This window comes from bacterium, assembly GCA_030647555.1.
GTDB lineage: Bacteria > Patescibacteriota > Andersenbacteria > UBA10190 > CAIZMI01 > CAIZMI01.
The window spans coordinates 51,014-75,603 of the sequence record JAUSJG010000013.1 but is presented as its reverse complement, the minus strand read 5'-3'; the positions used below and the strand labels follow the sequence as shown (position 1 = coordinate 75,603).

Below are 24,590 nucleotides of genomic sequence, written 5' to 3'. Positions count from 1 at the left end.
CTAGAACTGATGTTCAGTACGGGGTTGCGGTTTGCACTTGGTGCAAACCTTACATCCCGCCGAAATCGCCCATTCCACCGCCACCCGGTGTTTCTTTGTCTTTCTTTTCCGGGATATCGGTCACAACAGCTTCGGTTGTGAGCAAGGTCGCGGCAATTGACGCGGCGTTTTGCAATTCAAGACGAATTACTTTCTTTGGATCGACAATTCCCGCCTTAAACATATCGGTGTATTCGTTTTGCATCGCGTCGTACCCAACCGCGAAGTTTTGCTTACGCACTTCGGCGATTACTACCGAACCTTCGCGACCGGCATTGCTAACAATTTGGCGAATTGGCTCTTCGATAGCGCGTTGAATAATACGCATCCCGGTAATAATATCCGGGTTAGCATTTTCTTTCGCGCGCTTGTCGATGACTGCTTGCAACTCGTCTGCCGCTTTTAGCAAAGCCAGTCCACCACCGGCGACAATACCTTCTTCAATCGCGGCTTTCGTAGCATTCACGGCATCTTCCACACGATACTTCTTCTCTTTTTGTTCCGTTTCGGTAGGTGCACCAACCTTAATCACACCAACACCACCGGAAAGCTTGCTCAAGCGTTCTTCCAGTTTTTCACGGTCGTAATCGGAATCGGTTTTGGTAATTTGCGCCTTGATTTGATCGGCACGTTCCTTAATTTTAGCCGGATCGCCCTTGCCACCAACAATAATGGTTTTTTCTTTTTCGGCGACCACGCGGTGGGCGGAACCCAACATATCCAGCGTGACGTTTTCCAGTTTCAACCCAAGGTCTTCCGAAATCAACGTCGCGCCGGTCACCGTGGCAATATCGCCCAACAATTCCTTGCGACGATCACCAAAACCGGGGGCTTTAACAGCCAAGCCATTAAAGATACCGCGAATCTTGTTGAGAATTAATGTCGCCAACGCTTCACCGTCCACATCATCGGCAATAATCACCAAATTCTTTTGGCCGGCTTGCATCATTTGTTCCAAAAGTTTGATCAAGTCTTGCTGAATCGAAGAAACTTTTTTGTCTGTCACTAAGATCATCGGGTTTTCCATTTCGGCGTTCATCTTTTCCGCGTTGGTGATCATATAAGGCGAAACATAGCCCTTATCGAATTGCAAACCTTTAACCACTTCTTTTTCCACACCAACAGACTGTGAGTCTTCAACAGTGATTACACCCTGTGACCCGACGCCGTCTTTTTCATCCATAATGTCCGCGATCAGTTTTCCGATGCTTTCATCTTGGGCGGAAATTGTCGCAACTTGAGTAATTTCTTCTTTGGAACCGATTTTCTTTGCGTCGTTCTCCAGAGTTCTTACCGCAGCAGCTGTAGCCTCTTCAATACCCTTTTTCAAGAGAATCGGGTTCGCACCGGCGGCAACATTTTTCATTCCTTCGCGCACGATTGCTTGCGTCAAAATTGCGGCGGCGGTTGTTCCATCACCGGCAGTTTCATTCGTTTTTTCAGCAGCTTCTTTTACCAAAGATGCACCAACGTTTTCAAAACGGTCTTCCAGTTCAATATCTTTCGCAATAGTTACGCCGTCATTGGTAATAACCGGTGTTCCGTAACCTTTATCCAAAACGACGTTACGACCTTTTGGACCAAAAGTCACTTTTACCGTGTTCGCCAGTTGATCAACACCGGAAAGTAGCTTCTTTCTTGCTCGTTCGTCGAAAATAATTTGTTTAGCCATGATTTTCGTAATTAATGATTATTGTTTAATAATTCGTAGTCTTTGCGAGCCCGAAGCCGCCCATCTGGGCGAGCCTCGCCCTGCAGGGCGGGCAATCTCCCGCGTCATATCATTTAGGGGATTGCCGCGCCTCGCCCATCCCAAAGGATGGTCGATGGCTCGCAATGACGATGCTTTATGCTTCAACTACACCGAGAATTTTTTCTTCCTCGATAACGAGATACTTAATACCATCGATTTCCACTTCGTCCGGCGAATATTTTGTAAACAAAACGCGGTCACCGACTTTGACGGACATTACAGCGCGAGTGCCATTGTCTAACATTTTACCTGTCCCAACAGCCACCACTTCACCCTGTTCCGGCTTTTCTTCGCGCGCGGAATCTGGAAGAAAAATCCCGCTCTTCGTCTTTTCATCTTGCTTCAACGGTTTCACCACCACTTTATCGTTCAACGGTTTGATATTCATCTTTTTGAACTTGAAATTAAGAATAAGATAAGTTCTGAACATTTTAGCACTCAAGTCATTAGAGTGCCAATGGATTTATTGTAGCAGGAGACAAATTAGTGTCAATGGGAAACCAATATGGGAAACCAATAACCGATCACGGAACGGAGCAACCTCTTTGTCCCGCCGTAGCCTTGTGCGAAGGGGGATGCTCCGTTCCGTGATCGGTACGCAGGTCACAGGAAAACGCAAAGCAGACCGTTCGCTTTCCTACGACGATCTCAAAAAACTTGCCCTAAGGGGACAGACGTAAATAAACTATCCATCTTATGTCCACTACATCTCTGACTACAAGCACTGCTCGGTCACAAAATCTCTCAACGTACTGCTAGTACGCTTCGAAATTTTGTTCGGTCGCAGTACTTGTATTCAGAGCGTATTGAACAGAATATGGACAGTTTATTTACGTCAGTCCCCTAAAATAAAACCTGGATGCTTAAGCGCCGATTGGTTACGGCGGGTCGGCATCCGAGGATGTCGGGATCATATATCCGTTTGCATTTTTTGTCAAGCCGGAATCTTTTTGCCCACCAAACGCGTCCAATCCCATTTCCGCCATTTTCTCATTAAACTTTTTCAGCAACGGCGCTTCTTTGCTGTGCGGATGAAACTCCAAATGCAATGGACTGGCCACGATCCGACCGCCCGCCGTCGCATTTTCCTCGTTTTTTACAATTCTCTCTTTCTGTCTTTTTCCTAACCACTCTTCTAGTGCGTCGCCAACCATACCGCACAACAAAAGCTCAACTATTTTTTTAATCCCCGAAAGAAAAAAGGATTTTCGCACTTGTTTAAGATTATCAATTTCATCGGGCAATAAACGTACCAAATATTTCTCAATCCATTCTCTATTCGCTTCCCGAAATTCCGCACAAACTTTATCACCAATGAGTGGGACGATATGCGCATACTCCAAAGCGGTATATAAACTTTGATACGGAAGCGCTAAACCGTCCTGTGCCAAATAATGATTCAAACAAACCAGGTCACGGGTGGGTCCTGTCGGACGCCGGCGCAAGTGAAACAAGTCCAAAATTACCGTCACAATAAACCGCACGGTCCAAATCCTACCCGCTTTTGTAACCAACAAAACATCCAGATCACTATCTTTATGCGTAAACTCGCGGGCAAGCGAGCCGCTCGCCGCCACCATCTCCAAAAAAGGAATCGCCTGCAAAAACCAAACGATGCGTCGCAACCGTTTCCACTTAATTTGCGCCAACGCGTGCATTTTTAGACGCTTTTCAACTAAATCTTGTCGTTCGAGGAAATAGTAGTAGCCTGAATGAAATTCGATTTCATTAAATTTGTACAAATTCTTAAGTATGTTTTCTGTTTCCGTAAGCGATGCGCCAATCAGGGACCGTCCCTGTATGCAGGGTCGGTCCCTGATTGGTTGTTCTCTAAACAAATACCGCCAAATTTCGGTCGCCGTTAACGGCATATTCAAAATATCGTGGTAGGCCAGCGTGGCAAGAATCGCTTGTTCGATTTTTAAATTATTAGTTTCCACACACATAGCGTACCCTATTTTTTGAACAAAAAAACGGGTGCCACTTCGCGTGAACACCCGTGACTCTACCCCACTTGACCAACCTACGCGGGGGCCATCTCGCGACGATCCGCACGCGGGCTCTCGCACCGACTGACACTCCGCTCGTGATACTCCACCCCGAGCAAAGCGCAGCGCAACGCGATCGGTTGATTGGCCGCCGAGCGAACCCTATCCAGGGCATCCGGCCCCATATAGGTTTCGACCCGAAATGGGAGCCGACCTGCCTTGATCAGCCGCTGGACGGCCGCCAGTCCGACTTCACCGAAATCGCGAGCCAGCCGGGAAGCGTCCTGTTTGGCGCCATCCTCCATCCACTCGACCACAAGTTGCAACAAGCGGGTAACGATCCGTTCCGCAGCCTCATTGAGGTAGCTCGAGAACTTCAGTCCCCAGGGAATCTGTAGTTCTTGGATCTGACCGACCGTGTGCAGAAGATTAACCAACTCGCGCGCCTGGTCGGTGTGGATCAGTTCTTCCAGTTGACCAACCGTTGTGGCGAAATTCGGCCGTCCCTTTTCGCGCAACAACCGGGCCGCTTGCCGAGTGCTCATGAACTCGTCGTCGTCCCTGGCAAGCTCTTCCGGAATCTCAGCCTGTGCTTCGCCTGAACCTCCGAAAACCTGGCGCTGTTTGTAGCCCTCGATGGCCGAAAGCAGCACTTCGAGTTCAACGACGTCGCCCAGCGCCTCAACCGCTTCCGGTCGCGCATTCGCGCACAGCCGAAGCAGATTTTCAGCCGCGTCACCCACACCTTCGCTGGCCGGCACAATCAAAGACTCGACGATTTCCCGGAACAAGTCACGATTCGCCATGGTTGATGTCCTTTCATGAACAATTTGTTGGATCTGTCTCGCGGCCCATGACAGCCGCCCTGATTTTGAAAAAACAATTATGCTTTCGTCCCGACAGATTCGAACCAAAGCAACCTTCATCTTTACTCGCAATACTGCGAGCAAAGAGAAAGCGAGGAGGTGGCGAGTTGAATCGCGACCTCCTCAAAACAAACTACTTGCGGCTACCCTTTAGTTACCACCAAAGCCGGATCACGGTTGCCTGTCGGCGGACAATCCTTTGTCCAGTGGGATTCAGAGTTGAGCCCGAGTTTATCGGCCTTTGCGTTAGCCCCATGAAGGTCGTAATCGATTTCATGGGCACAAAGTTGATCCCTCACCCGGACACCGCGGAAATTTTTACCGGTTTGTAGAACACGAGGATGTCTGTCCCAATATTGGTTAGACGCCAGCCAAACGTTTTCTCGCATCCACTCCATCGGTTTCAGCCACTTTCCAAGGCTGTGGGCAGTAATTCCCTCATCGCCTACTGCGACTTTTGAGGGTATTTCTGTTCTAGCGCCAATTCTGCCAAGGCGCTCTTTACGTCGTCATTCGTTATCTCCTTTGGGTTTGAAAAAACAATAACGGGTAATTATACACCCGTTGGCAGTTTTTGTCAAGCGTGACCGGTGTAACCGCTCACAGGTCGAGGAAAAATTTGAATCGTCGCACTCACTTCCGATGTGGGCCACGCTTGGCCTTCATCGGAAGTGGTGTGGGTTAGTAGCGTCGTAACGACGTTACGCGAACCTACACCACATCCAAGGAAGCCATGAATGGCCACCTTGGATGTGTCCGCGACGGCTTTTTCCTTAACCAGTGAGCGATTACTGAGTTTTTACTTTACTGCGGCGCCACTTGTCGTCGCGAACTGGCGATAATTGGGACAACCAACAGCAAAGCATAATGTCCCCAAATGATCCACGTTTGATAGAAACCCAAATCACCGCCATTAAAGCCACGAACAATCACCGTGTAGTCCAACAACATATTGATTGCCAACCAAGCACAACCCACAAGCAGGCCTTGTGACATTGATACAAGATGCAACCGACTGGAAAAAGTCCAACAGAGTAAGACTGCCGCTAAAAACAAAACAAAATCTGTCGGGATAGAACGATTAGTCAGACCCAACAAAACCAAAAGAGAAATAACCGCAAAAACAATCACCCAGAGGGCAAGACCATAGAACACTACTCTTTTCCAAAGATTTAACTGCATGGGGTTATTATACACGATTTAAAATAATGATTGGTAATAAAACCCAAACCCCAATGACCAATGTCCAACAAAATCCTAATCACCTAAATTCCAAAGACTAACCGTTTTGGTCATTATGATTTTGGGATTTTGTTGGGTTTTGGGATTTGGAAATTGGGATTTATTTTGTCTTTTTCTTCCCCAGCATCCCCTTCAAATACTGCCCTGTGTAACTCTTCGCCACGCGTGATACTTCTTCCGGCGTACCTTCGGCGATAATTTCTCCGCCTTTGTTTCCACCTTCCGGGCCCAAATCAATAATCCAATCGGCCGCTTTAAGAACATCGAGATTGTGTTCGATGACTAAAACAGAATTACCTTTGTCGACCAACGCATGCAAAACAGTTAACAATTTACGGACATCATCGAAATGCAAACCCGTTGTCGGTTCATCCAAAATATAAATTGTTTTACCGGTGGCGCGACGGGAAAGTTCTGTGGCCAATTTAATGCGCTGTGCTTCACCACCGGAAAGTTGCGTCGCCGGTTGACCCAAGTGGACATAGCCAAGACCAACTTGTTCAAGCACGGCCAATTTCGATTCAATCGCCGGAATAGCACGGAAAAATTCGTGCGCCCGTTCCACCGTCATATTCAAAATTTCCGCAATCGTTGTTCCTTTATAAAGAATATCCAACGCTTCGCGATTGTAACGTTTACCGTGACACTCTTCGCACTCCACGTAAACGTCCGGTAAAAATTGCATTTCAATCCGAATCACTCCGTCACCCTGACAGGTTTCACAACGACCACCACGTACATTGAAAGAAAAACGTCCGGCATCATAACCGCGCACTTTTGCTTCCGGAGTGGCCGAAAACAATTCGCGAATCGCGGTAAAGACGCCGGTATATGTGGCAGGATTACTGCGTGGGGTGCGACCAATTGCCGATTGATCAATCATAATTACTTTGTCGAGATTTTGCAGACCTTGAACACTATCGTGTTTACCCGGCAAATCTTTGGCCCCGTAGAATTCTTTGGCCAAGACCTTCGAGAGAATATCGTTAATCAATGTCGATTTTCCGGAACCGGAAACACCGGACACGCAAACAAATTTACCCAACGGAATTTTTACATCGACGTTTTGTAAATTGTGTTCGGTCGCGCCTTTGATGACCAATGTCTTTCCATTTCCGGCGCGCTTTTTCTTCGGCACAGGAATTTCCATTTTTCCGGCGAGATATTTGCCGGTAAGCGTGTTGGATTTTTCCAATGCTTTCGCCGTTCCCGCGAAAACAATTTGCCCGCCGTGTTCACCGGCGCCCGGCCCGACATCAATCACATAATCCGCATTACGAATCATCTCTTCGTCGTGTTCCACAACAATTACCGAGTTACCCAAATCACGCAAAGTTTTCAATGTGCCAATCAAGCGCGAATTATCGCGTTGATGCAAACCAATTGACGGTTCGTCCAAAATATAAAGCACCCCAACGAGACCGGAACCAATTTGTGTGGCTAAACGAATCCGTTGCGCTTCACCGCCGGCCAATGTGGCGGCCGAACGATCTAAAGTCAGATAATCCAAACCGACGTCGAGTAAAAACTTCAAGCGAGCACGAATTTCCAGTAATACCTGCTTGCCGATAATTTGCTCACGTGGACCAAAAGTTTCGTGTGATTTCGGGTTTTGCGCGAGATCAGAAAAGAGTTTGTAGTTATCAGCGATAGTTAATGACACAACTTCGTGCATATTTTTTCCGGCCAAGAAAACGCTTAATGATTCCGGCTTAAGACGCTTCCCTTTGCAAACCGGACAGGGCTTGCTCACCATATAACGCTCGATTTCGCTTCTGGCATAATCCGAATCCGTTTCTTTGTAGCGACGCATCAAATTGGGAACCACACCTTCAAATTTTGTTTCCATCGTCGTACCCTCTTCGGTTTTCACAGTGATTTTTTCGTCACCCATACCAAACATAATAATTTCCATTACTTCTTCCGATAACTTACTAACCGGCACATCCAACGAAAAATGGTTTCTTTTAGCCACTGCTTCCAAAATCCACATCGCCCATGAACTGCCACGCATCCGGCGACTCCACGGTTTAATGGCGCCTTCGGCCAAAGTTAATTTGCGATTAGGAATTACAAGTTCTTCGTTTACTTCCAATTGCGTACCAAGACCGGTACAAGCCGGACACGCGCCGTGCGGACTATTAAACGAAAACATTCTTGGTTCCACTTCGGTCAAACTGATCCCACAATCCGAACAAGCAAATTGTTCAGAATAAACAAAATCTTTTTTCGCGGTGCGATCTTCGATGATCACAATGCCCCCACCAATACGGGTTGCTGTTTCTACCGAGTCGGCAATGCGCGGACGATCCAAGTTGCGCTTATCAATTAACAAGCGATCGATCACAACCTCAATAGAATGCTTTTTTTGTTTATCCAATTCCAATTGTTGCGCTTCTTGCAAATCATAAACCGAGCCGTCGACACGAGCGCGCACATAACCCTGCTGTTCAATTTCTTTGAAAATTTGTTTGTGCTCACCTTTGCGGTCGCGAATCTTGGGCGCCAACACCATAATGTTTGAGCCGTCCGGCAAATTCAAAATCTGATCGGTAATTTCCTTGATTGTTTGACGACGAATCATCTTTCCACACTGCGGACAATGCGGGACACCGGTTCTGGCAAAAAGCAAACGAAGATAATCGTAAATTTCTGTAACAGTACCTACCGTAGAACGCGGATTGCGTGTCCCGGATTTTTGATCGATGGAAATTGCCGGACTTAGCCCGTCAATTTGGTCGGCGTCCGGTTTGTCCATCAAACCCAAGAACTGCCGAGCGTAAGCGGAAAGCGATTCAACATAACGACGTTGCCCTTCCGCGTAAAGTGTATCAAAAGCGAGAGAAGATTTACCGGAACCCGAGAGTCCGGTGATAACCACCAGCTTGTCGCGTGGAATGGTTACATCGACGTTTTTTAAGTTATGAACGCGCGCCCCGCGGATGGTGATAACATTTGCCATTGCAAAAGTAATTTAAAAGTGACTGCGCGAGAGTGTAGCACGGGATCACCCTCATGGCAAGTGCAACTAAGCGACCCCTCTGTCTATCGAAGCAAGCTCAAGAAATCAACCTCCCAATTTTTAATTTGAAATTTAAAATTTTTCCGCCATCGGGCGGACCCGCCGTCGTGGCGGGTATTCAATTTCAAATGTTTTAAAATCTAAAATAAAAAAGCTCTCACATGGAGAGCTCGACGAACGACGACTTCATGGACATGACCCACTCAATTCGGAACCACTGTGCCTGGCGAGATTAGTGGCGGAGTTACGGCCTCCGTTCTTTCAATTTCTTGCTGAACAGGGTCATGATGTCCTCGATCATATTCCTCACGAACCACAACAAAGGTGGAAAATCCAGAAAGTGTCATCAAAATCATTAATATCAACTGCAACCGTGCATCTTTACTTTCCTTCCACAACGACAGGCAAACAGCCACCCCCAGCAACCCGACCAGGAACGAAACCAACGAAACACAGAGACATACCAATTCAAGAATGGACATGTTTTACTCCCATGCACACAAATAAAACCAAGAACCGCCCCATCTCACGACCCGCCATTATTGCTTATTACAATATATATGTCAAGCTAGGGGCGGACGACGAATGACCAAATCCCAATGGCCAATGACCACTCAATAACCAATTAACTAATAGACACTAAACACGGATTCAAAATTGGACATTAAATCATTTAATAATTGAGTGGCCATTGAGTATTGGTCATTGGTCATTTTTGCCCCTAAAATCATCCTGAATGGAAAATGAATTAAAAAATCAAGCCAAAAACCTTCCCGACTTACCCGGTGTTTACCAATTTAAAGACGCCAAAGGCGCGATCCTTTATATTGGCAAAGCGAAATCACTAAAGAAACGTGTCGCCCAATATTTTGCACCAACTCGACTTGAACCACTCAAGGTCGAGATGGTGAAGCTCGCTTTTTCGGTTGAGACAATAATTGTAAAAAATGAAACGGAAGCCCTGGTATTGGAAGGCACGCTAATCCATAAACACCGACCACCATATAATGTGCGCTTGGTTGATGATTCATCTTATCTATACGTAAGGATTTCTAATGAAGCCTATCCAAAAGTTTCTTTGGAACGAAAAGTTGCAACGGATGGTGCGTGGTATCGTGGCCCTTATCCAAATTCTCGAGCGGTACGACAGACATTAAAAGAAGCGCGAAAGTTTTTTCCTTGGTGCGGATATCCTGACCCGGGAAAATCCACCCCCGCCCTCCTTTGGAAAAAGGAGGGAAGCGTTGGCGTCCCCTCCCTTTTTCCAAAGGGAGGCGGGGCCACCAAGAACGTCCAGCGGACGTTTGAGGGGGTGCCAGCGCGGGAGGGATTACGTCGTCCCTGTTTCGCCTATCACATCGGTTTGTGCCCGGGAATTTGTGTCGGCGCGATTAGCCTCGAAGAATACCAAAACAATTTCGTCCGCTTAAAAAAGTTTTTGGATGGCGATACTGATGCAGTACTTGGTGCAATAACTGAACGAATGAATGAGCTAAGTGAACAACAACATTACGAAAAAGCCGCCGCTTTACGCGACCGGATTAAAGCGATTCAGCAAACAATGATTCCACAGGACGTGATCACAACAAGAAATGAAAATGCGGATGTGTTTGGTTTGGCGCACCGTGGCGGTCATGGCAGTATCGCCCTTCTGCAATTACGCCAAGGTCGGATTATTGGACGACAAATTTTCCCATTGCTTTTACCGGACAAGAAAGAAGAAAAAGACATTTGGGAAGAATTTCTAGCGCAATATTTACCGACAGCACAAGGAGGAGCAAAGATTATTTATTTGCCGACACCGTCGTCGTCATTGCGAGCCATCACCGCAGTGAGGCGAAGCAATCCCCCGATTCAAAACGCCGACGAGATTGCTTCACCCCGCCAAGGGCGGGGTTCGCAAAGACTGACTATCAAATTTCCAGAACGTGGCTGGAAAAAACAGTTAATCGACATGGCAAATACAAATGCCCAAGAATCATTGAACCGTTCTGAAACAGAATTACAAAGTCCCCAAAATTTACTCAAGAGTATTACCGACCTACAGGAAAAGTTGAATCTTCCAACCCTACCAAAACGAATTGAGACATATGATATTTCAAACATTCAAGGAAAATTGGCGACCGCTTCGATGGTGGTTTTCATCGACGGAAAATCCGTGCCATCGGAATATCGCAAATTTAAAATTATCAACGACGGTGAACCAAACGATGTAGGAATGATGCGGGAAACACTGACACGAAGATTTAAGAGCCGTCTCCCCCTTGATAAAGGGGGAACAAGGGAGATTTCGCGGCCCAATAACAAAATCCCTCCCCGCCTCCCTTTATCAAGGGAGGAAAAATCGCGCTGGCCTCTACCTGACCTGATTGTTCTCGACGGTGGCAAACCGCAATTAAATACGATCAATAAACTTTTTACTGAACTTGATTTAAAGATCCCATTAATTTCTCTCGCCAAACGAGAAGAAGAAATTTTTACCACAAAAAATTCTTCTTCAATCATCCTCGATCGTACTTCCCCCGCTTTTTATTTAATGCAACGGATGCGCGACGAAGCGCACCGATTCACAATCAGTTATCACCGCCTCCTTCGAAAAAAGCGAATGACAAAATCAATCCTCGAAGAAATTCCGGGCATTGGACCAGGCACTCGCAAAAAGTTACTCCGCGCATTTGGATCATTGGCCGGAATCAGAGCAGCAACAGTTGAAGAATTAGAAAAAATATTAGGTTCTAAAAAAACAGAGATATTAATAGAATTTTTAAGAAGATAGAATATAAGTATCAATTTTCAATGGCCAATTATCAATTAATGATCAAATTCCAATTTTCAATTCGGCGTCGTCATTGAAAATTAGTTAATTGATAATTCATTGATAATTGGAAATTGATTATTGAAAATTTTTCGCATGTTTGGTGTATAATACCCACATGAAAAGGTTCTTGTTTAGATTTCTCCTCGCCACTGCCGGCACATGGGTGGCGGCCACCCTAATCCCCGGAATCAATTCTGATGGTGCTTGGCAAACATACGCCCTTATGGGTTTATTTGTCGCGATCGGCGAAATGGTTCTCTTTATTATCCAAGGCGGTGCCGCTTTAATCCTTTTTTTCATTCCAAGACCGGTCCGAATCTACGGCTTACGCATAATTATAGTCGCCATTGCCATTGGTCTGACGTCCGGTTTTGGCCTTACTCCCCCCATTACAAGCCAACTAATAGGGCTAGCCGGAACGACCCTGATTTTCTCCATCCTTTTCCTTTTGCCGTTTTCGTCCTAAGCTATCATCTATGAACTCCAAAACCATCTTCCTCGTTATCCAAGTAGTAATTTCTGTCCTCCTTATTACGGCCGTTTTACTTCAGAATCGTGGCGCGGGCCTGGGACAGTCTTTTGGCGGCAGTTCCGCTACATATCACACCAAACGCGGTTTCGAAAAACGCCTTCACCAAGCTACGATTTTGCTCGCCGTGGCTTTCTTGACAGTCCCGTTGCTTCAGATTATCTTCTAAGACGCAACGAAAAGACCTTTCGCCATGAGTCGTAAACTGTTTTCAGTCTCGAAATCATTAGAAAACAGTTAACTACAAGTGATGAAATTCTCTGCGCAGATATTCAAGAATAGGTACACCTTCCCTTTGGTGACCGTGGTTTTTGTGCTTATTGGCGCTTGGGCCTTACGTTTACAAGCTTTACAAGCCCGCGACATTGTGCGGAAACATGACATTGAAGACATAGAATTAGCCTTGGGTCGCTTCGAAAAAACCCACGGTACTTACCCACCGGAAAACGCTTCCTCTTGGTGTGGCACCTTATCCGATTCCGCCAATAAAGACATTTTGAATAAAATTGAAGAAAGCTTACGTCAAGACAAAAAATATGCCAAATCAGAAAAACTTTTTCCAACCGATCCTGTTTATAAAAATACCACCAACGATTATTTCTATTGGAAAACCAGCCCATCGAGTTTTGAATTATTAGCTAAATTGGAAGCTGACAAAAACGGCAATCGCGACGCCAGCCCATGCGGAAATAAAACCGCGTATGATTATAGTGTCGTAAGTTTTTTACGTAATCCTTTTTAAAAACATATGTCTTTAATGAATAGAATTTTTTCCACTCTTGGCCACAGTCTTTCAAAGCGTGAACGAAAAACACTAATGATTTGCGTAACGGTTGTAATTGTCGGCGTTATTTGGGGTGCCGGTTTATTCATCCGCGAAAAAACAGTTTTAATTCCAAAGGAAGGTGGCACCTACCGCGAGGGTGCGGTTGGGCAACCACGCTATATTTCTCCTGTTCTGGCACGCACAAACGATGTTGATATGAATATTTCCCGCTTAGTTTATTCAGGACTAATGCGCGTAGATGAAAATAAAAATATTGTCGGTGATTTGGCGGAAAAAGTAGATATTAGCGACGATGGAAAAGTCTACACGGCGCATCTCCGCACAGGGATCAAGTGGCAAGACGGTGAACAATTTAATGCTGATGATGTCTTGTTTACCATCCAAACAATTCAAAACCCCGACGCCAAGAGTCCTGCCGCACCGATTTTTCAAAGTGTTGTAGCCAACAAAATAGATGACCAAACAGTGAGTTTTACCTTACGCGAACCATACGCCCCCTTCCTTTACAACCTCACCCAGGCAATTATGCCCGAACATGTTTGGGCCAATGTTGAACCAAAAAATATCACTCTCGCGGAACAAAACCTAAAACCTATCGGCACGGGACCATTTATGTTTAAGAAGTTGAAGAAAAGCACAATGGGGGAAGTGCGCGAATATGAACTTGCCCGCTTTGACGGTTACTACGGAAAGCGTCCCCTTATCAACAACATTATTTTCTCTTTTTATCAAAGTAACGATGAATTACTGCGTGCTTTTCAGGGCAACAAAGTCGACGGTATGAGTTTTGTGCCACCATCATTAGTTAGCGAAATTAATCGCATTCGTAGTGCAAAAATATATCGCGCTAAACTACCACAGTATTTTGCCGTCTTTTTCAATCAAGCCCGTCAACCAGTGTTGGCCGATCAAACGATTCGTACAGCTTTAGATTTAGCCATCGACCGCGATAAAATTATCCGCGAAGCGTTGTACAATGAAGGAACACGGATTGATACACCAATCCCGCCGGGTTTCTTGGGCTACCAAGAAGGTTTGGGTCGGGTTGAATATAATCCGGAAAAAGCCAAGCAAAATTTGGACGATGCCGGCTGGAAGGTTAACGACAAAACAGGCATTCGCGAAAAAAATGGAAAACCTTTTACTTTCACACTCACAACCACCGATTGGCCGGAATATACCAAGACGGCGGACTTATTGGCGGAACAATGGCGCGCGATTGGCGCGGATGTAAAACTGGAAGCGCAAACCGTAGGAACTGTTCAAAGCGAAGCTATCCGCCCACGTGCCTACGATGCCATTCTTTATGGCGAAGTTTTAGGAGCCGACCCAGATCCATATCCTTTTTGGCACTCCACAGCAACTCGCGACCCGGGCTTAAATTTGGCTTTATACAAAGACACCGAGTCCGACAAGCTTTTGGAACAAGCACGCAAAACAACCGACATCGCCAAACGTGAAGAAACGTATAAAAAATTCCAAGAACGTCTAATTGGTGCTGTTCCCGCATTATTCCTTTACAGTCCAACCTATAATTACGCGTTGCACAATAATGTTCGTGGCCAAATGCTGGATGCGATTCAGCTACCGGCCCAACGCTTCAATACAATTTCCACTTGGTACATGAAGACAAGGCGGGTGTGGAAGAAGTAGGGAGTAGCATGTCATTTCCTATCAACATCCTATAAAATCCTATATTTTTACTGTATTTAGATTTGTATATGGTATTTGGTATATAGTATAAGGATTTGAGAAGTTAATCGGGGACCGTCCCTGCGGTCAGGGTCGGTCACCGATTTCGTGTAAGCAATCTTCCGTTTGTATCGATATAATCGATACAAAACAAGGCAACATCCCCCGTCGCTCTGATGAGCTAAGGGGGATTATTGCCCATTCCGATGGGCAATAAAAAAATCGCGACCGAGGTGGTCGCGATGCTAAGACCGTTCAAGAAGTACGTGCCAATTACTCATCTGGCAGATTCCGTACAAAACTATTTCACGACCCCCCGAAAGTGTAGCCAACACTCATCGAATGAGGGACCATAGCTATCCAACGGCACAAGAAACACCGCCTCCTGCAAATAGCAGTATTTCTTCAGCAAATTATACGTAGGCAAATCTGCATCAAAAACGAACACCGGTGCAACAGGAATCCTTACCGCGTCCCATTCTCCAGTCCATCCTTTTCCGTGCCACACATCTTGACGACGCTTTTCTTTCCAGAATTTTTTCTCCGCCTTCTGGAAATCACGTCGCAGAACGAATCCAATTCGTTTACTGCCATTTGGACGACACATGTAAACAATTGGTCGCGGTCGCCCCATCTTCCACCTGTTCCAAAAATAGTGAAGATTCCGACACAAAACAGGAAATAGATAGGGACAACAAAGAATGGAAACAACACAGAGAATAATAGATAAAGTTTGCAAAGAACCCAACATCTCAAATTCCTCCCGAAAAAGTGTTCCCACTAGTCCCCTTCCGGCACGCTTGCACGGGGTGTGGGGTAAGCTAAAGAACACCCTATTTTGCCCCCTTTTTGATTCCTTGTCAATAGCGCATTAATAAGCTAAATTTGACTGATGAAACGCTTTGGCGCGAAGAAAATTACTGTCACAGACGATTTAAACAAACTGGCCGAAAAAGAAATGGCCGGCCTTCCGATTTTGTTTGCCTATATTTTCGGTTCCGCCGTTTCCGGCGACATACATGAGGAAAGCGATATCGACATCGCCTTATTTTTGGATCCCAATGCTTCAAAACAGACACAGTTTGACGCGCGTTTAATCGCGCACGAAATAATTGGAAAAATTTTTGATGTACCAACAGAAGCGCTGGATATTTCCGTACTCAACCAAGCCCCGCTCGCTTTGCGGATGGCGGTGATCAGTGAAGGTATTGTTCTAGCGGAAAAAGAACATGGAGAACGCGTAAAATTCGAGATGGCGGTTTTACGTGAATACGACGACCAAAAAGATTTTCTGAAACTTTACAACCAATCTTTCTTAAACAATTTAACCGCATCATAATATAATGACTGAAATAACTAAAGAAATAGTCGTCAATAAATTATCCTCGCTGGAAGAAACACTGGAAAAGCTGAAAAAATACCAAGCGCTGTCGAAAAACGAATACTTTGCCGATGAACGCAACGAACTTTCGGTGGAACGCCTGTTCCAAACAGGACTGGAGACCGTTGTTGATATCGCGCGTTATTTAATAATTGAAAACAAATTACAAAAGCCCGGCGAAAAAAATAGTGAATTTGAAATATTGGCAAACTCGGGAATCTTGTCCGAAGAACTCGCTGTCAAACTGACAAAAGCGAAAAGTTTCCGCAATGTCTTGGTCCACGATTATTTGGACGTTGATCCGGAAATAGTATACGAAAACCTCCAAAACAATTTGGGAGATCTTGAACAATTCGTGCAAATAATCAGCAAGGTAGTGGCGACCAACACCGATCACGGAACGGAGCAAGGTTGCTCCGTTCCGTGATCGGACACAGGTTCGCATTATCGAATAAAAAAATCGCGGCCGAGGTGGTCGCGATGTGACGTTTTATGGCTCTTCGCTCAGTTCCAAAGCACTGAGCAAAGTATCAATATTGCGCACTTCCAGTATGGCAGTACTACCCTCCTCAAACCTTTCTCCTTCGGCGTCAAAATACTGCCCAGCCGGCACAACCACTGATTCACAACGAACCAACGGATAGACGTCACCTCGAGAGATTTCACCCAAAGGAAACTCCATCATAGAAACGGCACCACACGGACAACAAACCCGCGCATTGATTTCTGCCGCTTGAGCAATTTCCAAAATATCTGCGCCTGCATCAGGAATCGCCCCCTTGTGAAAGAAAATGTGACCACTAACGCAAAGCCATTCGCGTAATTCTGCGGTAATCATTTTTGTTCTCCGGAAAATGTGGTTGGTTATTAAACTTAAAGGAACTTTGTATTATCATTCCATTGGCCAACTTTGTCAAGCAGGCATAAAATAAAAACACTATGACAAACCCATTAGATAAAGAGAACATGGAGCAGGTCATTCTTGACTCGCCCCAGCAATATTTAGATGGTTTAAAGTCCGCTGAACAAGTGGCAACCTGGACACCATCCGAGAAAATTGAAAAGGTTTTAGTGTGCGCTATGGGTGGCTCTTGGATGTTTGCCGCACTACTGCGAGACAGCGGAATAATTACAACATCAATTCATATTCATCGCGCATATGGCTTACCGCATTGGGTAAACAAAAATACTCTGGTAATCGCCAGTTCTTTTTCCGGCAATACGGAAGAAACGCTTTCAGCATACGAAAAAGCAAAAGAACTTGGTTTGCCACTGATGGGAATTGCGGCGGGTGGTGATTTGGAAAAACGGTGCATAAACGATGGCATCCCATTTATAAAAATCCCAGCGACACCATCCAACATTCAACCACGTTGCGCGACCGGTTATACCATAGGAATTTTTGCCGCACTTCTTTCCCGTTTAGGATTGGCTGTTCCGAATGCAAAAGAAAGAATTGAAGCGGTTTCAAAAAACTTAACGGAATCAATGGCGGAAGCGCGGCGCCTTGGCGAACAAATGGCGCCGGAATTCAAAACCGTCACACCGATTATCTACACAAGCAATGAATACAAGTCAGTAGCCCGCATCTGGAAAATCAAGTGCAACGAAAACGCCAAAACACCCGCCTTCTGGAATTTCTTCCCGGAACTCAACCACAACGAAATGTGTGGGTGGACTTTGCCTCACGGCAGTTTTCATATCGTCATTTTGCGTGACCAAGCAACCGAACCAATGATTCTAAAGCGGATGGAAATCACCGCGCGATTACTCACCGAAAAAGGTATCAAGGTTTCGTTCGTAGAAATCAAAGGCGCCACAAAAGCAGAGAAAGTTTTTTCGACACTGCTCATTGGCGACTGGTTCTCATACAACCTTGCATTGCAATTAGGCATCAACCCGTCCCCGGTAGACATGGTGGAAGAATTTAAGAAACTTTTAAAGCAATAAACAAAATAGGGAAAAATTAGGGATTTTCCTTTCGCAGGAGAATCTCTAATTTTATTTTCCTTTGTTTACGTAAGACCAACTCTGTAGTAAAAATATGGCAAGCCGGGGTGGTGAAATTGGCAAACACGCTACGTTCAGGTCGTAGTGCTCGTAAGGGCTTGCGGGTTCAAATCCCGCCCTCGGCACCATTAAAAGGCTTTTCTGAGCCTTTTAATGGTGCTAAACCGCAACACAACTGCTTGTGTTGCGGGGGATTTGAAACGCGCAGCGATGTTTTTGTTTGCCCCGCAGGGCAAGGCAAAAACCGCGAGCGGGGGTCGCGAAAAATTTTCGTCAGAAAATTTATTTGTGACCAACTCCCGCCCTCGGCACTCGAGATTTGTTTCGCTTTGCGAAACTATAAAATGTACACAAAACGATTCAACATCCTGTTGAGTCGTTTTGCACAAGAATCGAAGAACTCCGAGACTCTAGGCGCTCGAAAGCGCCGAGTCTCGGAGCTTCTCACTGACTAATAAAAAATGATCATTTTTGACAAAATTATCGCGCCATGTTACACTATCAAAGTACTTAAGGAATTTATATTCCTTACGGCACGTGGTAACACTGCCTCACAGCTCTCTAGAGTTGTTTCACCCTTGCTTCTAGGGTAGATCAGTTTGGCGATAATTTTTTGCCTTACATCCACCGAAAAACCGTTTTGTACAGATTAATTTTTTTATTTTATAGATAGAATGTTTACAGCAAGTTTCGCACCCCCAGCAGTACCAAGTATTCCAGGGAAAAATAACGGGCCGGTGCCCCAAAAAAATCGTGACAATCGTGGTCCCAAGAATTTTAACCGACCACACAAACCGCAACACACCCAACGCGGACCGGTGCGCCAAAATGCGACACCACATCAAAATACGGCCCCCGTCGGCAACGGCCCCCGCACACAACCAAATCGTACTAACTCCCGACGCCCGGAAAAGAATTTTAAGAAAAAAGGCGGGCCAACAATGTTGGTAACTCGCCGTGTCGAAAGCCCGTCATTGCCATTACGTGATGACAACGTTTTACGCGTTATCCCAATCGGCGGTTTTGATGAAACTGGTGCTCGCAATTGTATGGCCATTGAATACAAACGCGATATTATTATTGTCGACGCCGGTTTAATGTTTCCGGAAGAAGACATGCCGGGTATTGATTACATCATTCCCGATATTTCAATGTTAAGAGGACGCGAGCGCGATATCCGCGGTGTATTTATTACCCACGCCCACTTAGACCATATGGGAGCATTACCGCACATTCTTCCAAGAATTGGTAATCAACCGGTCTACAGTTCCATTTTTACATCAAAACTTATCCAAAAAAAGCACTTGGATTTCCCTTCACAAGCAAAACCAATTACGCAAGAAGTAAAAGCGGAAGACGTTTTACGTTTAGGTAATTTCGAAATCGAAGCATTTCACGCCCAACACAGTGTGCCCGACGCGATTGGACTCGTTGTCCGCACGCCTTCCGGTACATTGTTTATCACGGGCGATTGGAAATTCGATTCTAATCCGGTGCACGACGCGCCAACACCGCGTGGCCACATTGAATCAATTGGAAAACGTGGCGTAACGGTAATGTTTGGCGATTCTACAAACAGCAACGTCCCGGGCGGTACCATTCCGGAACAAACGGTAATGGACACCCTTGAAAAGATTTTCAAAGAGACGGAAGGTAGAATTATTGCCTCGACAACCGGCAGTAATGTTCGGAGAGTTCAACAACTAATGACACTGGCTGTTAATTATGGTCGTAAAGTGGCCGTGGAAGGTTTCAGCATGCGTACTGCGGTAGAAATTGCTCAAGAATTAAAATATATTGAGGTTCCAAAGGGCACGATTATTTCTTCGGAAGAAACGAACGGAATGTTGCCTTCCAAGGTCTTGATTATCTGCACCGGCGCGCAAGCCGAAGAACAGGCCGTACTAATGCGCATCGTTAACAAAGAACATCGCACTCTGGCCATTCAACAGGGCGATGCTGTTATCTTTTCCTCGTCCGCTATTCCCGGCAACGAACGGGCCGTGGGGCATCTGAAAGATTATCTTTCCCGTCAAGGAGCCGAAGTCTATCACAATCAAATGATGGACGTACACTCAAGCGGTCACGGCAAACAAGAAGATTTGAAAGAAATGCTCGCTATGGTAAAACCGGAATTCTTCGTTCCCGCTTACGGCGATTACTATCATCGCAAAGTACATGGTCGTTTAGCACAAGACGTTGGTGTCGCAAAAGAACGAATTCTTTATCCGGATAACGGACAAGTAATCGAAGTACGTCAGCATGAAGCCAAAGTGATGGAAGAACGTTATCCAATTAACTATATTATGGTCGATGGATTAGGTGTCGGTGATTTGGCCGATGTGGTATTACGTGATCGTCAAATTCTCGCCTCCGATGGAATTATCGTCGCGATTATCAAGATGGCGCACGCCAATGGTGAAATGCTCGGTAAGGCCGATATTGTTTCCCGCGGCTTCGTTTATATGAAAGAGCAAAAAGCGCTTATCGACGAAACCCAAAAGAAAATCAAGGAGATTATGGAAAAAACCTGCAGTAAGGATCAAAACCCTACTCCCCCAAATGAGGCCTATGTGAAATCCAAACTCCGCGATGATCTAGGACAATTCTTGTTCAACAAGACGCAACGCCGTCCAATGATTATTCCACTATTAATTGAAGTATAATAAATATTAAGAACAAAACAGCCCCTGCAAAACAGGAGCTGTTTTGTGACCCCTGTACCCTGACCCCTGTACCCTGCTATCCTATTCCTATGCCATACCCTTCCAACAAACGTGTTTTTTCGGGAATTCAGCCCACTGGTGTTCCCCACATCGGCAACTACCTTGGTGCACTAAAACAATGGGTTAATTTGCAAAAATCGAGCAACACCTGTTTTTGGTCGATTGTCGACATGCACGGCATTACTATGCCATACGACGTTGCGAGTTATAAAACAAAAGTTTTAACAACTGCCGCAACACTGCTGGCAATCGGTATTGATCCGGAAAAAAGTATTTTATTTGTGCAATCACACGTTCCCGCGCACACGGAAGCAACATGGCTTATGGCCTGTCAAACAAAATATGGGGAACTCCAACGCATGACACAATTTAAAGAGAAGGGTGAGAACCAACCATCAGTCAGCGCAGGCTTATTTGTTTACCCTGTTTTCATGGCAGTAGATATTTTGCTTTACCAAACTGATCTCGTGCCGGTGGGCGATGATCAAATCCAACACCTGGAATTAACCCGCACCCTCGCAACACGTTTTAACAATACCTACAACCACCTTTTCACTGTTCCCGAGCCATACGTGATTAAAGAAGTGGCGCGCGTAATGTCGCTCAAGGACCCGACAAAAAAGATGAGTAAATCCGGCAACCCTAACGACGCGATTTTCTTGACCGACTCCCAAGACGAAATTCAAAAGAAAATTCGCACCGCGGTCACGGATTCCGGTTCCACGTTTGATCCGGAAAATATCGGGCCAGCTCTAAAAAACCTCCTCTCTATTTACATTGCTTTTTCTGGGTTTAGTGTTGACGAAACAATGGTTAAATTTGGCGGAAAAGGCTACGCCGTAATCAAAAACGATATTGCGGAAATGTTAATCGAAAAATTAACCCCAATCCGCAATAAAGTACGCACGCTTTTGGATAATGAATCTTCTCTGATGGCCAACTTGCAACTCGGGGCGCGCCGTGCCAACGAAGTAGCCCAAAAGAATTTACGCGAGATGAAATCGCGCATGGGCTTTACGCAGATTTCGTAACGTCGTCGTGTCATTCCTGCCGAAAGCAGGAATCCGTCTTTGCGAGGCGCATCTGCGCCGACGCAATCTCGTGATAGTTATATTTTGGAGATTGCCACGCCTCGCCCATTCTAAGGAATGGTCGATGGCTCGCAAAGACAAACGCTTTACACAAAATCCCTAGAGGCGCCAATCTGATTACGAACATCATCGATGATCTCTTTGGCTTTCTTGAGTAATGCCACGCGTTTTTCGTTCACATTTCCTTCGTTGAGTTCGCCTTTTTCTTGCAGCAAAACGTGCAACCGGATGGCATTGGCCGTGCCGGACGGACGCAAGATGAAGCTACTCATTTTTTCATCGTCAAAGTAGAAACGCAAACCTTCATCCGGAAAACCTACCCAGTTGGCTTTATCATACTTACCTGTCCAAAATGCGATACTGGATTTTACCGGCATACCGCCAAACACAACTGGTTTACCGGCCTGTACATCTTCGTGCAATTTTATCGCAGACATCAAAACATCTCGTTTGTGTGTATCACCACGAAGTCCAGGATAAGCACCATCCATCGGATCAGCTTCGTAATAATTTACAAACATCCCAATCGCCGGATCCAAATACATCTGGTTCATAATCTCCAAGAGATTCAAGCCTTTATCTTTGGCGTATGCCGCCAGTTCAGTTAATAAGAGCGACGCAAAAGTACCATCTTTATCACGCACATGACCGCCTTCGCCCAAATCGCGATTCGATTTTGGCACACCACCAAAAATCGACATCCCCGCGCTTTGTTCAGCGGCCGCGACATTAAAGACGCGTTTTCCTGTCGCCATATCCGTCGCTTTGTAGAAAAACGAATGACACTTTGGATTATTCACATCCAAGCGACCCTCTTCGATTGGTGGTACGGACTTATTATCCCAAACGTAGCGAGCGGCACTTCCCAACATCACAAAACCCACCCAAGTATAAACAACTCCCAGTCCATATTTTCGTGCCACCCGCGCAATCATCTCGTTGGTGGTGTGCGTGAGACTAACATATTTTGTTTCCGCGTCGCGCACCGCGCCATATTTAAGTTTTTCCTGTTCCAACATATACCAAATTACCAATAGCCACGCGTCATCCGCCGGCAATAATACATAATCTTTTCCATCATAGTATTTCTGCAAATGCTCCGGTACTTTTACCACCAATCCGCTACGATCGGCATCAGGATCGGTAGAAATTAAAATATCCAAATCTTTCCAAGCGTCCGGATATTCATCTTTAAAAGCGTCGACCGCGACTTTTGCCGCACGATCGTCACCCGGGTCGGGTTGTTGTTCCTTACCAGGATCACTGCAAAACGCCGGGAACAATCCATTTAAATCACTGAAACGATGAATTACCTTTAGATCAACCACGCCCACTTCTTGCAAAAGCCAGGGCACAATGCGCCGTCCCGACCCATGATTAGCGCTATAGGCGACGGAAAGTCTGCGCGGATTGTCTTTTTGATTTTTTAACAAATCAATATTCTGCATAAACTTTTTCACTTGTGCAACGTGCAAGAGGTGGATGTTGAGAATCTGATCTTCGCGCCCAAGATAGTTAATACCTTCGCGCGGTTTTCCAACTGGAAAGCCTTTATTTTCACCGTCGGCAAAAACTTGCTCTGTTGTTTCACCACCAAGAAACCAAAGTTTCTCTTTCGGCACTTGTTTTAACTCCGCCAATTTAATATCGGCCGGAACGGTTTTATTGATAAAATTATCAAACATTTCGTCGCGCACGGTCATTTCTAACGAAGCGCCATGCGGGGCCGTAATTTTGAAACCGTTATAGCGATAATCGTTGTGACTGGCGGAAATAAATATTCCCACATCCGCTTTTAGAGTCGGCACGGCATAACAAATGTTTGGATACATGCAAGGCTCATCAAAAATATAGACTTCGTAGTCATGCGCTAAAAATACCTTTGCTACCAACCAGGCAAAATCTTCACCACGCACCCGACTATCACAACCGACAATCAATTTTTTAAAACCTTTGGTTTTGCCATAACGCGCGGCACCCAGTGCCGTCAATGCCACAACCACATCGTTAATCGTGGCCGGACCTTTCAAATAATCCGCTTCCAAGCCGTCTTTTTGCAAAGCCAAAATCGAGTCTTTATCGGACGCCATCAAAGCCCGTAATCCACCGGTCGCACTAAAAGAAGCCCGACGAATATAAGTATTTACCAGCTCTTCCCATTTGGCCGATTCAATCGCTTTTGTAACACCGTTGCGCAAATTTCGATCAGCCAAATCTAATGAATTATCCAAATACCAAGCGCGTAAATTCGGCAAGACACCGTCCAGAGCAATCTTGTAGTAATTTTCTGCAATATTTCCTTTATCCTTTTGTTCCGTTAAATAAGCTCTAATTCCTTGTTCGGCCTTGGCCAACAAAAATTCACGATCGACTTGGCCCGCGCCGGCCTCTTCTATATAGGCTTCGTTTTCTCTTGGTAAAATACTCATAAGCGTGATTAATAATTTATGAATAAAGGTTGAAGACGAATGATGAAGTTAGCAAATATCCCCGAGAAATACGCTCGACTTATTAGTATTTAATTAAAGGGGACTTACTCACAGTATTTGCAATAATACGCCCAAATACCCCAAAAGAAAAACCCGGCACGAGATGCACCGGGGTGTAAGAGGATTGCGAGAGTTTTTAGCTCGCGGAGATAACGAG

At 45.6% G+C, this 24,590-nt stretch carries 20 protein-coding genes and 1 tRNA gene; 11 read left to right on the top strand and 10 right to left on the bottom strand.

Annotation, left to right across the window (positions count from 1 at the left end; genetic code table 11):
* Positions 1-49: 49 nt before the first annotated feature.
* The 7 genes from groL to Q7S57_03820 form a co-directional block, all read right to left on the bottom strand.
* The gene (gene groL, locus Q7S57_03850) at positions 50-1,711 is read right to left on the bottom strand and encodes a chaperonin GroEL (GenBank protein MDO8512381.1); all 1,662 of its coding nucleotides are present in this window, start codon (positions 1,709-1,711) and stop codon (positions 50-52) included.
* A gap of 175 nt (positions 1,712-1,886) precedes the next feature.
* Entirely contained in the window at positions 1,887-2,180 is a 294-nt protein-coding gene (locus tag Q7S57_03845) for a co-chaperone GroES (protein ID MDO8512380.1), read from the bottom strand.
* Between the two features lie 490 nt (positions 2,181-2,670).
* On the bottom strand, positions 2,671-3,732 hold the full coding sequence (locus Q7S57_03840; protein ID MDO8512379.1) for a nucleotidyltransferase domain-containing protein: 1,062 nt from the start codon (positions 3,730-3,732) through the stop codon (positions 2,671-2,673).
* An 83-nt stretch (positions 3,733-3,815) separates the two neighbouring features.
* Positions 3,816-4,706 carry a hypothetical protein gene (locus tag Q7S57_03835; GenBank protein MDO8512378.1) on the bottom strand — a complete coding sequence of 297 codons (891 nt, stop codon included), beginning with the start codon at positions 4,704-4,706 and terminating at the stop codon, positions 3,816-3,818.
* A gap of 744 nt (positions 4,707-5,450) precedes the next feature.
* Positions 5,451-5,828: a hypothetical protein gene (locus Q7S57_03830; protein MDO8512377.1), complete on the bottom strand. Its 378-nt coding sequence runs from the start codon at positions 5,826-5,828 to the stop codon at positions 5,451-5,453.
* A 160-nt stretch (positions 5,829-5,988) separates the two neighbouring features.
* The gene (uvrA, locus tag Q7S57_03825; GenBank protein MDO8512376.1) at positions 5,989-8,850 is read right to left on the bottom strand and encodes an excinuclease ABC subunit UvrA; all 2,862 of its coding nucleotides are present in this window, start codon (positions 8,848-8,850) and stop codon (positions 5,989-5,991) included.
* A gap of 263 nt (positions 8,851-9,113) precedes the next feature.
* The gene (locus tag Q7S57_03820; protein MDO8512375.1) at positions 9,114-9,392 is read right to left on the bottom strand and encodes a hypothetical protein; all 279 of its coding nucleotides are present in this window, start codon (positions 9,390-9,392) and stop codon (positions 9,114-9,116) included.
* A 254-nt stretch (positions 9,393-9,646) separates the two neighbouring features.
* On the opposite strand from Q7S57_03820, the gene Q7S57_03815 reads away from it, so the two are divergent.
* From Q7S57_03815 to Q7S57_03795, 5 genes are all read left to right on the top strand, one after another.
* Positions 9,647-11,686 (top strand): excinuclease ABC subunit UvrC, encoded by a 2,040-nt coding sequence (locus Q7S57_03815; protein ID MDO8512374.1) that lies wholly within the window; start codon positions 9,647-9,649, stop codon positions 11,684-11,686.
* A 157-nt stretch (positions 11,687-11,843) separates the two neighbouring features.
* On the top strand, positions 11,844-12,194 hold the full coding sequence (locus Q7S57_03810; GenBank protein ID MDO8512373.1) for a hypothetical protein: 351 nt from the start codon (positions 11,844-11,846) through the stop codon (positions 12,192-12,194).
* Between the two features lie 10 nt (positions 12,195-12,204).
* The gene (gene secG / locus Q7S57_03805; protein MDO8512372.1) at positions 12,205-12,426 is read left to right on the top strand and encodes a preprotein translocase subunit SecG; all 222 of its coding nucleotides are present in this window, start codon (positions 12,205-12,207) and stop codon (positions 12,424-12,426) included.
* A gap of 81 nt (positions 12,427-12,507) precedes the next feature.
* Positions 12,508-12,999, top strand: coding sequence for a hypothetical protein (locus Q7S57_03800; GenBank protein ID MDO8512371.1), 492 nt, complete (start codon positions 12,508-12,510; stop codon positions 12,997-12,999).
* Between the two features lie 15 nt (positions 13,000-13,014).
* On the top strand, positions 13,015-14,697 hold the full coding sequence (locus tag Q7S57_03795) for an ABC transporter substrate-binding protein (protein MDO8512370.1): 1,683 nt from the start codon (positions 13,015-13,017) through the stop codon (positions 14,695-14,697).
* A 340-nt stretch (positions 14,698-15,037) separates the two neighbouring features.
* On the opposite strand, the gene Q7S57_03790 is transcribed toward Q7S57_03795, so the two are convergent.
* Positions 15,038-15,517, bottom strand: a complete 480-nt coding sequence (locus Q7S57_03790) for a hypothetical protein (GenBank protein MDO8512369.1) — start codon at positions 15,515-15,517, stop codon at positions 15,038-15,040.
* Positions 15,518-15,628: 111 nt separating this feature from the next.
* Between Q7S57_03790 and Q7S57_03785 the strand changes: the two genes are divergently transcribed.
* Positions 15,629-16,075: a nucleotidyltransferase domain-containing protein gene (locus tag Q7S57_03785; protein ID MDO8512368.1), complete on the top strand. Its 447-nt coding sequence runs from the start codon at positions 15,629-15,631 to the stop codon at positions 16,073-16,075.
* 4 nt (positions 16,076-16,079) lie between these two features.
* The gene (locus Q7S57_03780) at positions 16,080-16,544 is read left to right on the top strand and encodes a DUF86 domain-containing protein (protein MDO8512367.1); all 465 of its coding nucleotides are present in this window, start codon (positions 16,080-16,082) and stop codon (positions 16,542-16,544) included.
* Positions 16,545-16,607: 63 nt separating this feature from the next.
* On the opposite strand, the gene Q7S57_03775 is transcribed toward Q7S57_03780, so the two are convergent.
* Complete coding sequence (locus Q7S57_03775; GenBank protein MDO8512366.1) at positions 16,608-16,955, bottom strand: hypothetical protein; 348 nt, start codon at positions 16,953-16,955, stop codon at positions 16,608-16,610.
* Positions 16,956-17,056: 101 nt separating this feature from the next.
* On the opposite strand from Q7S57_03775, the gene Q7S57_03770 reads away from it, so the two are divergent.
* From Q7S57_03770 to trpS, 4 genes are all read left to right on the top strand, one after another.
* Positions 17,057-18,067: a bifunctional phosphoglucose/phosphomannose isomerase gene (locus tag Q7S57_03770; protein ID MDO8512365.1), complete on the top strand. Its 1,011-nt coding sequence runs from the start codon at positions 17,057-17,059 to the stop codon at positions 18,065-18,067.
* Between the two features lie 101 nt (positions 18,068-18,168).
* Positions 18,169-18,255: transfer RNA gene (locus Q7S57_03765), tRNA-Leu, on the top strand.
* Between the two features lie 546 nt (positions 18,256-18,801).
* Positions 18,802-20,793, top strand: a complete 1,992-nt coding sequence (locus Q7S57_03760) for an RNase J family beta-CASP ribonuclease (GenBank protein ID MDO8512364.1) — start codon at positions 18,802-18,804, stop codon at positions 20,791-20,793.
* Positions 20,794-20,882: 89 nt separating this feature from the next.
* Positions 20,883-21,884 carry a tryptophan--tRNA ligase gene (gene trpS / locus Q7S57_03755; protein ID MDO8512363.1) on the top strand — a complete coding sequence of 334 codons (1,002 nt, stop codon included), beginning with the start codon at positions 20,883-20,885 and terminating at the stop codon, positions 21,882-21,884.
* Between the two features lie 146 nt (positions 21,885-22,030).
* On the opposite strand, the gene Q7S57_03750 is transcribed toward trpS, so the two are convergent.
* The gene (locus tag Q7S57_03750) at positions 22,031-24,373 is read right to left on the bottom strand and encodes a hypothetical protein (GenBank protein MDO8512362.1); all 2,343 of its coding nucleotides are present in this window, start codon (positions 24,371-24,373) and stop codon (positions 22,031-22,033) included.
* Between the last annotated feature and the right edge of the window lie 217 nt (positions 24,374-24,590).

What these genes read in the sequence shown, in the direction of transcription:
- Q7S57_03760 (MDO8512364.1), top strand. Translation starts at nt 18,802, where the DNA reads ATGTTTACAGCAAGTTTCGCACCCCCAGCAGTACCAAGTATTCCAGGG.
- Q7S57_03770 (MDO8512365.1), top strand. Translation starts at nt 17,057, where the DNA reads ATGACAAACCCATTAGATAAAGAGAACATGGAGCAGGTCATTCTTGAC.
- groL (MDO8512381.1), bottom strand. Translation starts at nt 1,711, where the DNA reads ATGGCTAAACAAATTATTTTCGACGAACGAGCAAGAAAGAAGCTACTT.
- Q7S57_03795 (MDO8512370.1), top strand. Translation starts at nt 13,015, where the DNA reads ATGAATAGAATTTTTTCCACTCTTGGCCACAGTCTTTCAAAGCGTGAA.
- trpS (MDO8512363.1), top strand. Translation starts at nt 20,883, where the DNA reads ATGCCATACCCTTCCAACAAACGTGTTTTTTCGGGAATTCAGCCCACT.
- Q7S57_03830 (MDO8512377.1), bottom strand. Translation starts at nt 5,828, where the DNA reads ATGCAGTTAAATCTTTGGAAAAGAGTAGTGTTCTATGGTCTTGCCCTC.
- Q7S57_03845 (MDO8512380.1), bottom strand. Translation starts at nt 2,180, where the DNA reads ATGAATATCAAACCGTTGAACGATAAAGTGGTGGTGAAACCGTTGAAG.
- Q7S57_03815 (MDO8512374.1), top strand. Translation starts at nt 9,647, where the DNA reads ATGGAAAATGAATTAAAAAATCAAGCCAAAAACCTTCCCGACTTACCC.
- uvrA (MDO8512376.1), bottom strand. Translation starts at nt 8,850, where the DNA reads ATGGCAAATGTTATCACCATCCGCGGGGCGCGCGTTCATAACTTAAAA.
- Q7S57_03835 (MDO8512378.1), bottom strand. Translation starts at nt 4,706, where the DNA reads ATGAAGGTTGCTTTGGTTCGAATCTGTCGGGACGAAAGCATAATTGTT.
- Q7S57_03800 (MDO8512371.1), top strand. Translation starts at nt 12,508, where the DNA reads ATGAAATTCTCTGCGCAGATATTCAAGAATAGGTACACCTTCCCTTTG.
- Q7S57_03780 (MDO8512367.1), top strand. Translation starts at nt 16,080, where the DNA reads ATGACTGAAATAACTAAAGAAATAGTCGTCAATAAATTATCCTCGCTG.
- Q7S57_03775 (MDO8512366.1), bottom strand. Translation starts at nt 16,955, where the DNA reads ATGATTACCGCAGAATTACGCGAATGGCTTTGCGTTAGTGGTCACATT.
- secG (MDO8512372.1), top strand. Translation starts at nt 12,205, where the DNA reads ATGAACTCCAAAACCATCTTCCTCGTTATCCAAGTAGTAATTTCTGTC.
- Q7S57_03810 (MDO8512373.1), top strand. Translation starts at nt 11,844, where the DNA reads ATGAAAAGGTTCTTGTTTAGATTTCTCCTCGCCACTGCCGGCACATGG.
- Q7S57_03785 (MDO8512368.1), top strand. Translation starts at nt 15,629, where the DNA reads ATGAAACGCTTTGGCGCGAAGAAAATTACTGTCACAGACGATTTAAAC.
- Q7S57_03820 (MDO8512375.1), bottom strand. Translation starts at nt 9,392, where the DNA reads ATGTCCATTCTTGAATTGGTATGTCTCTGTGTTTCGTTGGTTTCGTTC.
- Q7S57_03750 (MDO8512362.1), bottom strand. Translation starts at nt 24,373, where the DNA reads ATGAGTATTTTACCAAGAGAAAACGAAGCCTATATAGAAGAGGCCGGC.